Genomic DNA, 11,411 nt, shown 5'->3' on the forward strand with positions numbered 1-11,411 from the left:
CTGCACGCGATGACCCATACGCCGGCCAAGATCGAAATCAGGAACCTGTCCAAGGCCTTCGGCGCCAAGACCGTTCTTGACGGGCTTAACCTCAGCATTCCCGACAAGACCAGCATGGTGGTGATCGGCGGCTCTGGCACCGGCAAGTCGGTCCTGATCAAGTGCATCACCGGGATCATGGAGGCGGACGACGGAGAGATCCTGATTGACGGCGAGGACGTTCTGGCGTTGCGGCCGCGCGACCGCGAAGCCCTGACCGGCAAAATCGGTATGCTGTTCCAGGGCTCGGCCCTCTTCGACTCGCTGCCGGTTTGGGAGAACGTAGCCTTCGGCCTGATTCAGTCAGGTGTGCCGCGGCGGCGGGCCCGGGAGATCGCCGTGGACAAGCTGGCCCGGGTGCGGCTGGGCCCGGAAGTGGCGGGGCTTATGGCGGCGGAGCTGTCCGGCGGCATGCAGAAGCGGGTGTCCCTGGCCCGCGCCATCGCCAGCGATCCCGAGATCATCTTTTTCGATGAGCCGACCAACGGCCTCGATCCGATCACCGCCCATGTCATCGATGATCTGATTGTGGAAAGCGTGCGCTCGCTCGGCGCCACGACCCTGTCGATTACCCACGACATGCCCAGTGTGCGGCGCATTGCCGACCGTGTGGCCATGCTGCACAGCGGCGCCATCGTCTGGAACGGTCCGGTCAGCGAACTTGACGGGTCGGGCAATGATTTCGTCGATCAGTTCATTCACGGAAGGGCCGAGGGACCGATTCAGATGGAACTGCGGCGATGAGCAACGACAGGACTCGCACCGGCTGATGGCGCGCCGCCAGACAGTTCATGTATGCCAGGCCTGTGGCGCCAGCGCGCCCCGCTGGCAGGGCAAGTGTGACGCCTGCGGCGCATGGAATACCCTGGTCGAGGAATCCGTGGCACCGACCACCGCCACCGGCGGTGTGGCCAAACGCCGACGCAAGGGTCCGACCATGGCGCTGAGCGAGTTGCGGGGCGGTGATCCGGACATGCCCCGTCTGCAAACCGCCATCGCCGAACTGGACAGGGTGGCCGGCGGCGGGCTGGTGCCGGGATCGGCCCTTCTGGTCGGCGGTGACCCGGGCATCGGCAAGTCAACGCTGTTGCTGGAGGCGGCGGCCGGCGTCGCCAAGGCCGGCGGCCGGGTGGTCTATGTCTCCGGCGAAGAGGCCATCGAGCAGGTGCGCCTGCGGGCGCGCCGTCTGGGCCTGGCCGAGGCGCCGGTCAGCCTGGCGGCGGAGACCAGCGTCGACACCATTGTCGCCAGCCTGTCGGGCGAGCGCGACCTGGCGCTGCTGGTGATCGATTCGATTCAGACCATGCATGTGGATGCCCTGGATTCAGCACCGGGCACGGTCGCCCAGGTACGGGCCAGCACCCAGGCCCTGATCCGTCTGGCCAAGACGTCGGGAACGGTTCTGGTGCTGGTCGGCCACGTCACCAAGGAAGGCACCCTGGCTGGTCCCCGGGTGCTGGAGCACATGGTCGACACGGTGCTGTATTTCGAGGGAGAGCGGGGCCACCAGTTCCGCATCCTGCGGGCGGTGAAAAACCGCTTCGGCCCGACCGACGAAATCGGCGTCTTTGAGATGAGCGATGGTGGCCTGCGTCAGGTGAGCAATCCCTCGGCGCTGTTCCTGGGTGGCGCGCCGGGCGCGGCGGCGACCCCGGCCGGCGCCGCGGTCTTTGCCGGAATCGAGGGGACGCGACCGCTTCTGGTGGAGATTCAGGCGCTGGTGGCGCCGTCGGGCCTTGGCACGCCGCGCCGCGCGGTGGTCGGCTGGGACGGCCCGCGACTGGCCATGGTCCTGGCGGTGCTGGAGGCCCGCGCCAATCTCCGGCTGTCGAGTCAGGATGTCTATCTGAACGTGGCCGGCGGCCTGCGTATCGCCGAGCCGGCGGCTGACCTGGCGGTAGCGGCGGCGCTGGTGTCATCGGCAACCGACGTGCCGGTACCGGCGGGAACCGTGATCTTTGGCGAAATCGGCCTGGCCGGCGAGGTGCGGCCGGTCGGCCGCAGCGATGTGCGGCTGAGCGAAGCGGCCAAGCTTGGATTCACCCATGCGTGGGTGCCGAAACCGCGCGAAGGACAGCAGACCGGCCGCCGCCGCAGCGGCAGTGACGGGCTGGAGATTTCCGCCATTGGCGGCCTGCAAGACCTTGTGCGTCTGTTTCGCCGCATGGCCGCCGGCGATCCGGCAGAGCGGCGACCGGGCGCAAAGCAGGATCGGCAGGATGGATAGCCTGCCGTTCAACCCGATGGACGCCATCGTCGTGGTGGTGGTGCTTCTGTCGGCCCTGGTCTGTCTCTCGCTTGGCTTTGTTCACGTGATACTGGCGATCAGCGCCTGGGTCGGCGCCGGGCTGGTGACTATGGCCATGCTGCCGGTGGCGCGCCCCGTGGCCCGCCAGCTTGCCGGGGAGGGCCGACTCTTCGATACCGTCCCCTATGCCGACCTGGCCGCCGGGCTGGCTTTGTTTCTGGTCAGCCTTGTCATTTTGTGGCTGATATCCCATTTCATTTCCGAACGCATCCGACGCAGCGCCCTGAACGTTCTGGACCGCAGCCTCGGCGCCCTGCTGGGGCTGGCCATCGGCGCCCTGATGGTGTCCATGGCCTATGCCGCCTATAGCTGGGTCGTGCCGATCGACAGTCAGCCCCAGTGGGTGCGTGAAGCACGGGCAACGCCGCTTGTGCGGCGCGGCGCGGACACGGTGGGGACCGTCATGCTACGCTATTTCGGCTCTGCCGAGCCCGCCGCAGGGTTGGTCATTCCGCTACCGGTTATCGACGACGCCGTCGGTGGGATTACAGTGGAAACAGAGGACACGGCACCCGCCGCCGGCTATACGAACGACCAGACATCGGACCTGGACCGCCTGGTCGACCAGGTGGACAGCGAGGACCACAGCCCATGACGGCACGGCCATGACGACACAGCCCATGACGGCACGGCCATGACGACACAGCCATGACGCCTACGGCCATAATGGTGCGACCATGATGCCCGGCTACGGCAGGAATCATGACAGTGACCGCTTCCACGAGGAGTGCGGGGTTTTTGGCGTGTGGCGGCACAAGGACGCCGCCTCGCTGACGGCGCTTGGTCTGCATGCCCTGCAGCACCGCGGACAGGAGGCGGCCGGCATCGTTTCGTTCGATGGCCAGCATTTCCATCCGCACCGCGCGCTGGGGCTGGTCGGCGATAATTTCGGCGCCGCCGAGACCATTGCCCGCCTGCCCGGCGCCACGGCCATCGGCCATAACCGCTATTCCACCAGCGGTGAAACGGCGATCCGCAACGTCCAGCCCTTGTATGCGGACTTCGCCTTCGGCGGCCTGGCCATCGCCCACAACGGCAATCTGACCAACGCGCTGAAGCTGCGTCGCGAGCTGGTGGCGGACGGGTGCCTGTTCCAGTCCACAACCGACACCGAAGTCATCATTCATCTGATTGCCAAGACCGAGGCGCCGCAATTGGTGGAGCGCATCGTCGGCGCCCTGCGCGCCGTCGAGGGCGCATATTCGCTGGTTGCCCTGTCCCAAACGGCCCTGATTGGTGTGCGCGATCCGCATGGCGTACGGCCGCTGGTACTGGGTCAGGCGGACGGCGCCTGGGTGCTGTGTTCGGAAACCTGTGCGCTTGACATCATCGGTGCAAAATACGTGCGGGACGTGGCCCCCGGCGAACTGGTCATCATCGACAATGACGGCCTGCACAGCGTGCATCCCTTCCCGCGCGTACCGTCGCGCTTCTGTGTGTTCGAGTACATCTATTTCGCCCGGCCCGACTCCGTCGCCAATGGCAACAGCGTCTATGACGCGCGGCGGCGCATTGGCATGGAACTGGCACGCGAGGCCCCGGCCGCCGCCGATGTGGTCATTCCGGTACCGGACTCCGGCACCCCGGCGGCCATCGGCTATGCGGCGGAAGCCGGCCTGCCGTTTGAGCTGGGCATTATCCGAAACCATTATGTGGGCCGCACGTTTATTGAGCCGACCGATCACATCCGCCATCTGGGCGTACGCCTGAAACACAATGCCAACCGCGCCTTTATCGAGGGGCGCAGCGTTGTCCTGGTGGACGATTCCCTGGTACGGGGCACCACATCCACCAAGATCGTCGAGATGGTCCGCGCCGCCGGCGCCAGAGAGGTCCATTTCCGTATCGCCAGTCCGCCAACCACACATTCCTGTTTTTATGGGGTAGATACGCCGGAGCGCAGCAAGCTGCTGGCGCACAGTCATTCGGTGGAGGATATGCGTAAGCTGATCGGCGCCGACAGCCTGGCGTTTGTATCGCTGGACGGGCTGTACCGCGCCATGGGCCACGAACGGCGGAGCAATGAGAGGCCGGCCTTCTGCGACGCCTGCTTCACCGGTGACTATCCCATCCCGCTGACCGATCGTGATGGCGGCGACCGCGGGCACCAGCTTTCCCTGCTGACGGAAATCACCTGACCCCATGGTTCAGCAGACCGCCCGGACCGGGCCAACCGCCCAGACGGGGCAGGCTGTTGGTAGTCGCCTGGCCGGCCGTATCGCCCTGGTGACCGGCGCCTCGCGCGGCGTCGGCCAGGCGGTCGCCCGGCGATTCGCCGCCGAGGGCGCTCATGTGGTGGCCGTTGCGCGGACGGTCGGCGGTCTGGAAGAGCTGGACGACGCCATCCGCCAGCAGGCTGCCCAAAGCGGCACCAGGGACGGTGCTGGCGCCACCCTGGTGCCGATGGACCTCCGGCAGCCCGACGCTCTGGACGCGCTGGGTCAGGCCTTGTACGAGCGCTTTGGCCGGCTGGATATCGTCGTCGGCAATGCCGCGGTGATTGGTGTGTCGGGCCCGTTGACCCATATGGATGTGAAGGTCTTCGCCGAAGTGATGGCGGTCAACGTTACCGCCAACTGGCGTCTGCTACGCAGTGTCGACCCCCTGCTGCGGCAGAGCACGGCGGGACGGGCGATCTTCGTCACCGATCGCATCAGCCATGACGCCGCCCCCTATCTTGGCCCCTACGCCGCCAGCAAACAGGCGCTGGAAGCCATGGTGCGGGCTTATGCCATGGAAACGCGCCTGACCCCGGTCAAGGCCAATCTGATCGCCCTGGGGCCGGTCGCGACAACCCTGCGGGCCAGTTTCATGCCGGGTGAAGATCAGAGCCGGCTGGCAACGCCGGACACGGTCAGCGAGATCTTTGTCCGTATGGCCGATACCGCCTGGACCGGCAGCGGAGAAATCGTCGACGGCACCTGACCCCGCTAACGAACGCGCCGCAGACACGCGCGCGTCGAACAGGCCTTCACAATTTCGCCAGCCGCGACCGGATGGGCAGCGACGAGCGGCGCGGCGCGCTAGTCTGGCAGCCGGTTGTAATGCTGCACGGAGAGGTTCATGGCGACCTTCATACGAGACCGGCGTGTCCCTGTATTCCTAACCGGGCTGCTTCTGCTTGTGGCCCTGCCATTCGCTAGCGCGGGGCCGGCTGGCGCGGCTGAACGGGTGAATACCAACGACTCCGCCTTCGCCATCGGCGGCTATGACCCGGTCGCCTATTTTACCACCGGCGCGCCGGCCAGAGGGCTTGAGGCATTCGCCCATACCTGGAATGGCGCTACCTGGCTGTTCGTCAGCGCCGCCCACCGCGATCTTTTCGCCGGTGACCCGGAAGCCTATGCGCCGCAATACGGCGGCTGGTGTTCATGGGCGGTGGCACACGGTTATACGGCGCGCATCGATCCCGATGCCTGGGACATAGTTGACGGCAAGCTGTATCTGAACTTCTCCACCTTCACGCAGATACGCTGGCGCCTGGCGCCCAGCCGCTACATCGCCGATGGCGACGCCAACTGGCTGCGCCTCAGTCAGTAGGTCATCCTTCGGCGCGGTCAACGAATGGGTTCTTGCCGCGACGCATGAGCAAGCGGATCGGTGTACCGCCGAGATCGAAGTGCTCGCGCAGCCCGTTGACCAGATAGCGCATATAGCCCTCCTGCAGGGAATCGGCGCGGTTGGACCACACAAGGAAGGTTGGCGGGCGGGCCTTGGCCTGGGTTATGTAGCGCAGCCGCACCGCGCGGCCGCCGCTGACACGCGGCGGCGGATGGGCCTGTACGGCGTCCGCCAACCAGCGGTTGAGCGGTCCTGTCCCGATCCGCCGGTTCCAGGCGTCATGCACTTCCACCACCGCCGGCATGAGATCGTCCATGGCTTCGCCGGTAAGTGCCGACACGGGCACCAGAGGCATGCCGCGGGTCTGGGAAATGACTTCCGACAGGCTGAGAGCCAGTTCGTCGAGTGTCGCCCGTCTCTGATCGCGCGGCACCTGGTCCCATTTATTGACCGCCACAACGACCGCGCGCCCCTCGTCCAGCACCTTGCCCAGCAAGGTCATTTCCTGATGCTCCATGGGCTGGGTGGCGTCAATGACCAGAACCACCACCTCGGCCAGGCGCATGGCGCGCTCCGACTCGCCGACGCTCATGCGCTCCAGCCGCTCGGTCACGCGCGACCGGCGGCGCATACCGGCGGTATCCACCAGACGGACCCGTCGGTCACGCCAGCGCCACTGCACGGGAATGGACTCGCGAGTCAGGCCGGCCTCCGGCCCGGTCATCAGACGATCCTCGCCAACCAGACGATTGATCAAGGTGGACTTGCCCACATTGGGCCGGCCGATGATGGCCAGCCGCAGCGGCGGCGCTTCTGCGTCGTCCGGCGGCAGCGCCCCGGCTGACCCGGCGCGATCTTGCGGCCCGTCCGGCCCGGCGGCCCCTTCGCCGGCGGCCAGCGCATCGAGCCACGGAGCCAATGCCGAGTGCAGCCCGGCCATACCGTCGCCATGCTCGGCGGAAATGGCTACCGGATCGCCAAGACCCAGGGCATAGGCCTCCGTCAGCCCGTCATCCGCCACCCGCCCTTCACACTTGTTGGCCAGCAGAATGACCGGGCGGCCAAGCCGGCGCAGCTGCCGGGCAAAGGCTTCGTCCACTGGCGTGACGCCGACCCGGGCGTCAAAAACCAGCAGCGTAACGTCGGCCAGTTCCGCCGCGGCGATGCTGCGCGCGCTCATTCGCGCGGCAAGGGAATCGTCTACCGCATCGTCAAGCCCGGCGGTGTCTATCAGGCGAAAGCGAAGATCGGCCAGGCTGGCGTCCGCCTCGCGCCAGTCGCGGGTGACACCGGGCCGGTCATGGACCAGAGCCAGCCGACGCCCGACGAGACGATTGAACAGAGTGGACTTTCCCACATTGGGACGACCAAGGATGGCCACCGTCACGGTGGCTTCCGGCGCGCCATCATCGGGCGTTTGTGCGGCGGAGGCCGCGGCGGCCGGCGCCATGGCCTAGCGGTAGGCGAGAAGTTGCGCCGCGTTGGTCAGGAACAGCACCTGTCCTCTGGCCACCACCGGCGGCACGGATAGCGGGCCACCGAGATCGAGGCTGCCCAGCAGCGCGCCGGTGTAGGGCGACAGAGCAAGCGCCACCCCATGGGAGCCGGCCAGAATGAGCCGGTCGCCGGCCAGCACCGGGCCATACCAGGCTATCCGCTGATCCTCGTCCGCATCGGTGAATCGCGCCAGTGCGGTAGTCCAGCGCACCTGCCCGGTCTGACGCTGGATGGCCAGAACCTGACCGTCGGAGGTCACCGTGAACACATAATCGCCGGCAACCCAGGGCATGTTGATGCCGCCGGCCGGCAGTTCCCAGATGCGCCGCCCGGTCGGCAGGTCGATGGCCACCATGCGGCCGGAATGACTGGCCGCGATCACCTGATCCCCGGCAATGACCGGCGCGCCGCGAATGTCCGCCAACGAAGACACCGCATCGATGCGGCGCAGCGCCGCCAGCGTGTCGCTCCACAGCGGACGGCCATTCTCCTCTCTAAGGGCGAATATCTCGCCCGAAGAGAATGCGGCAACAACCACCCCCGAAGCCACCGCCGGACTGGCGCCGCCCAGGATCGCAGCGGTTTCCTCAATAGCCGCATGGGTCCACAACTCACTGCCATCGTCCGTCGCCAGGGCCGTCAGGCGGTTATCGATGGTCAGCACAAACAGACGGTTGCCAACGACGGTCGGCCCGGAGCGCATGGGCCCACTGAGCCGGCGACGCCAGAGTTCCGACCCGGTGACGGCGTCCAGGGCGATCACCTGGGCGAATCCGGTGGCCACATAGAGCCGGCCGTCCTGCCAGGCAATGCCGCCGCCCCAAAGACCTTCGCGTTCATGATCGGGCGCCAGATCGCGACGCCACCGCTGCTGCCCGCTTTCAAGATCGACCGCGCTGACCCGGCCATCGGCGTCCATGGCAAAGGCCAGCCCCTGGGCAACCGTCGGTGGACTGACAAGGTTTTCACGGGATCCAGCGCCCGAACCGACCGACGTGCGCCAGGCCGGCCGCAGGCTATCACCCAGCGCGAGGTGACCCTGCACATGGCTTGGAAAACCGTTGGTCCCTGGCCACGCTTCATTGACCGCCGGCCGCGGCAAGGAAACGCGCACATCGCTGATCGAGGCGTTCGGTTGCAGCGCCCGGTCGAAATCCATTACCGAGATGCGGGTTCCCGGCAGAATCTCCTCTTCCGGTCCGCCGCCGCAGGCGGCGACGACCAGCGCCAGAGCCACCAGCGCGAAGCGCCCGGCGCGGCGCGGCGGCTGCACGGCCGGCTGGCCCATGACGGAGAGCCTCACTGCGGCCCGCCCAGCGCGGACAGCATATCGCGCGCCCGCGCCCGCACCCCATCGGGCGAGGCCGGGTCCGACGCCAGAGCCGCCAGCAAGTCGCGGCCGCGCGCGCTGTCACCCTGGCGCAGCGCCATATGGGCCAGCAATTCACGGGCCGAGAAACGCCAGATGCTGTCGTCCGCCGCCAACGGGTCCAGACGCGCGCGAAGCACATCGTCAGGCAATTGATCGAAACCGTGCTGGGCCACCATGAGGGCGGCGAACTGACGCAGTTGCGGGTCGGCGGCGCGGTCGTCAGCGACGGCGGCGAAGAGCGCGCTGGCAGCGCCGGGATCACCTGCCTCGGCACGGACCGCGGCACCCTGCAATCGAGCGAGCGCGGCATAACCGGCCGGCGCCGCGGCGGCGATGTCCTGCATGGCCTGTGCCGCCTCGTCCAGGCGGCCGGCGCCAATCAGCCCCAACGCCTGGGCGTATGCGTTTCCGGCCTCGATCCGCTGGCTGGTCTGCCAGGCACGCCAGCCGACGACGGATGCCGCCACCACAACCACGATAACGGCCGCGACAACCGCCATCGGCCCGTAACGCCGCATCAACGTGGTCATGCGGTCGCGACGGACTTCTTCATCCACCTGGCGGATCAGGCCGTCGTCAGACGGGCGGCCATTGTCAGACATGGGCGGTGCTCGCGACGGCTGTACTGGTCACGTGACAGACGGCGGTGAGCGCCTTACCGCACCTCACGCTGCGTCGCGCCACTTGATGGAGCAGCCGATGCTGGCCACCTGACCGGCCGGCCCCTTGCCGCTTTGCGCCACCTGGCTCATGGCTTCGAACAGTTCGCGGCGGACTCCCGGCACAGTCGGCTTCGGCCCCAGCGCATCGAGGCGGCCACGATACTGCAGTTCCATGTCTCTATTGAAACCGAAGAAATCCGGCGTACACACGGCGCCATAGGTTCTGGCCACGGCTTGCGTCTCATCGATGACGTAGGGGAAGGACATGCCATTGGCGCTGGCAAAGGCCTTCATGTTGTCGAATGAATCGGCCGGGTAGGTCGCGGTGTCGTTGGACATGATGGCGATGGCGCCAACCCCCATGGCCGCCAGCTCGGTGCAATCACGGACGATGCGGTCGATGGCGGACTTGACGTAGGGACAGTGGTTGCAGATGAACATGACCAGCAGACCATTGGGCCCGCGCACGTCAGCCAGCGTCCAGGTCCGGCCATCCACGCCGGCAAGAGAAAAGTCAGCCGCTTTCCAGCCAAAGTCACACACCGGCGGAGCCTGTTCGGCCATTCTCTCCTCCTTACGCGGGTCGGCGGGCCGTGAGCGGCCCGGCCGTGGCGCAGCAAGCGCCCGACGCCGCCCTTTGTAGCCCCCGCCATGACGGCCGCACAAGCCGCCGGTCCGGCCCGCAACAGAGCGCCAGCGGCCGCCGCGCCATATGCCAGCGCTGGACAGGGCCGGTCGAGCCGTTAAACTTGGCGGTTGTGACGAGCCGAACAGCCACAAGCCGCGGACCAGCATGAGCGATGTGCTGAACCTGGACGGGTTTCGCCAGAAAAAAGGCGGCCGCCGGCCGGCCACGGTCTATTTCAATCGAGTCGAGCTGGACCAGCTTCTGGCGGTATACAGCCGGCGCGTCGCCTCCGGCGAGTGGCGCGACTATGCCATTGACCAGGGCAAGGACAGCGCCACCTTTTCGATCTTTCGCCACGCCGCCGAACGGCCGCTCTTCGCGATCACCAAGTTTCCCCCTGGCAGCCAGCGCCAGGGGGAATTCATGGTCTCGTCGGGACCGCACCGCCTGGCCCAGTCACAAACGCTGCAAACCGCACTGGCTTACTTCAAGCGGCGCAATCTGAAGCTGATTGCCGGCAAGCGCTGAACGACCTACTGGCCACCCAGCAGCCCCTTAAGCGCACCGCCAAGACCCGATCCGGCCTCTTCAGCCCCTTCCTCGATCACGCCGCGCAGGCGATCAACCGCCCCCTCCGCCCCGCCGGTGAGATCCTGCAGGCTGGTGCTGGCGGCGGCTGTGCGGGCACTTTCGGCCAGGGCCAGAAGAACGATTTGCGCCACTTCCGCCGGCGCGAGCCCGCCCCTGTCACGGCCGATGCCGGTGAGACGAACAGGCGGCAGTGCGGTGGACAGGGTCTGATCCGTGAGAGCCGGCGCGGCCACGGCGATCTGACCGTTTTCGATTCGCAGACTGTCAATGACCAGAGCCTGGCCGGAACCGGCATCCGCGCCGGCGGACTCGCCCCCGCCGGCGTGGTCGCGGGCATTCTGCGCCAGGGTCGAGAAGTTGCTCGACTGGCCCTGGAACTCATAGCGGGCGGCGGGCTGGTCAATCAGGATTTCGCGCACCACCACCGGCGAGCCGCGCAGCGAGGTTATATCCAGTGACAGGCTCACCGTGCGGGCGCTGAAGGCGATCGCATCGGAAAATCCGGGCGGATTACCGATGGTCAGGCCATCCAGGCGGCCGCTGCCGGACTCCAGGGAAATACTGACCGACTCAACCCGCACCGGAGCCCCGGCCATGCGCGACCCGGCTTCCTCTATGACCCGCTTGACCACACTGTCCAGATTGGCCACGAGAAATATTCCGGCGACCACGACAACGACGATCAGGGCGCCGACAATGGCACCGCCGATGATCATGATGCGCTTCATCTCACTCTCTCCATGGTAAGGGCCC

The 11,411-nt window shown here is 66.9% G+C and carries 12 protein-coding genes; 7 read left to right on the plus strand and 5 right to left on the minus strand.

All coding sequences use genetic code 11. The features are described from left to right. Positions 1–9 precede the first annotated feature (9 nt). From RIE31_02575 to RIE31_02600, 6 genes are all read left to right on the plus strand, one after another. Positions 10–783: an ATP-binding cassette domain-containing protein gene (locus tag RIE31_02575; protein MEQ8639486.1), complete on the plus strand. Its 774-nt coding sequence runs from the start codon at positions 10–12 to the stop codon at positions 781–783. 25 nt (positions 784–808) lie between these two features. After that, entirely contained in the window at positions 809–2,266 is a 1,458-nt protein-coding gene (gene radA / locus RIE31_02580) for a DNA repair protein RadA (GenBank protein ID MEQ8639487.1), read from the plus strand. After that, positions 2,259–2,942 (plus strand): CvpA family protein, encoded by a 684-nt coding sequence (locus RIE31_02585; protein MEQ8639488.1) that lies wholly within the window; start codon positions 2,259–2,261, stop codon positions 2,940–2,942. The genes radA and RIE31_02585 overlap by 8 nt, the downstream gene beginning before the upstream one ends. 82 nt (positions 2,943–3,024) lie before the next feature. Then, a complete protein-coding gene (purF, locus tag RIE31_02590) occupies positions 3,025–4,485 on the plus strand; it encodes an amidophosphoribosyltransferase (GenBank protein MEQ8639489.1) in 1,461 nt (486 codons plus the stop codon). A 4-nt stretch (positions 4,486–4,489) separates the two neighbouring features. After that, positions 4,490–5,272 (plus strand): SDR family oxidoreductase, encoded by a 783-nt coding sequence (locus RIE31_02595; GenBank protein ID MEQ8639490.1) that lies wholly within the window; start codon positions 4,490–4,492, stop codon positions 5,270–5,272. 138 nt (positions 5,273–5,410) lie between these two features. Then, the gene (locus tag RIE31_02600; GenBank protein MEQ8639491.1) at positions 5,411–5,887 is read left to right on the plus strand and encodes a YHS domain-containing (seleno)protein; all 477 of its coding nucleotides are present in this window, start codon (positions 5,411–5,413) and stop codon (positions 5,885–5,887) included. A 1-nt stretch (position 5,888) separates the two neighbouring features. Here RIE31_02600 and der read toward each other — a convergent pair whose 3' ends face one another. The 4 genes from der to RIE31_02620 all read right to left on the minus strand — a co-directional run bounded on the left by der (position 5,889) and on the right by RIE31_02620 (position 10,003). Continuing rightward, positions 5,889–7,358 (minus strand): ribosome biogenesis GTPase Der, encoded by a 1,470-nt coding sequence (gene der, locus RIE31_02605; GenBank protein MEQ8639492.1) that lies wholly within the window; start codon positions 7,356–7,358, stop codon positions 5,889–5,891. A 3-nt stretch (positions 7,359–7,361) separates the two neighbouring features. Next, the gene (locus RIE31_02610; GenBank protein MEQ8639493.1) at positions 7,362–8,693 is read right to left on the minus strand and encodes a PQQ-binding-like beta-propeller repeat protein; all 1,332 of its coding nucleotides are present in this window, start codon (positions 8,691–8,693) and stop codon (positions 7,362–7,364) included. 11 nt (positions 8,694–8,704) lie between these two features. Continuing rightward, positions 8,705–9,379 carry a tetratricopeptide repeat protein gene (locus RIE31_02615; GenBank protein MEQ8639494.1) on the minus strand — a complete coding sequence of 225 codons (675 nt, stop codon included), beginning with the start codon at positions 9,377–9,379 and terminating at the stop codon, positions 8,705–8,707. A 63-nt stretch (positions 9,380–9,442) separates the two neighbouring features. Then, the gene (locus RIE31_02620; protein MEQ8639495.1) at positions 9,443–10,003 is read right to left on the minus strand and encodes a thioredoxin family protein; all 561 of its coding nucleotides are present in this window, start codon (positions 10,001–10,003) and stop codon (positions 9,443–9,445) included. 229 nt (positions 10,004–10,232) lie between these two features. Here RIE31_02620 and RIE31_02625 point away from each other — a divergent pair, with 229 nt between their 5' ends. Then, positions 10,233–10,595 carry a DUF2794 domain-containing protein gene (locus RIE31_02625; GenBank protein MEQ8639496.1) on the plus strand — a complete coding sequence of 121 codons (363 nt, stop codon included), beginning with the start codon at positions 10,233–10,235 and terminating at the stop codon, positions 10,593–10,595. Positions 10,596–10,600: 5 nt separating this feature from the next. Here RIE31_02625 and RIE31_02630 read toward each other — a convergent pair whose 3' ends face one another. Further along, positions 10,601–11,386 (minus strand): hypothetical protein, encoded by a 786-nt coding sequence (locus RIE31_02630; protein MEQ8639497.1) that lies wholly within the window; start codon positions 11,384–11,386, stop codon positions 10,601–10,603. Between the last annotated feature and the right edge of the window lie 25 nt (positions 11,387–11,411).

It is taken from the genome of Alphaproteobacteria bacterium (genome assembly GCA_040218575.1).
Lineage (GTDB): Bacteria > Pseudomonadota > Alphaproteobacteria > JAVJRE01 > JAVJRE01 > JAVJRE01.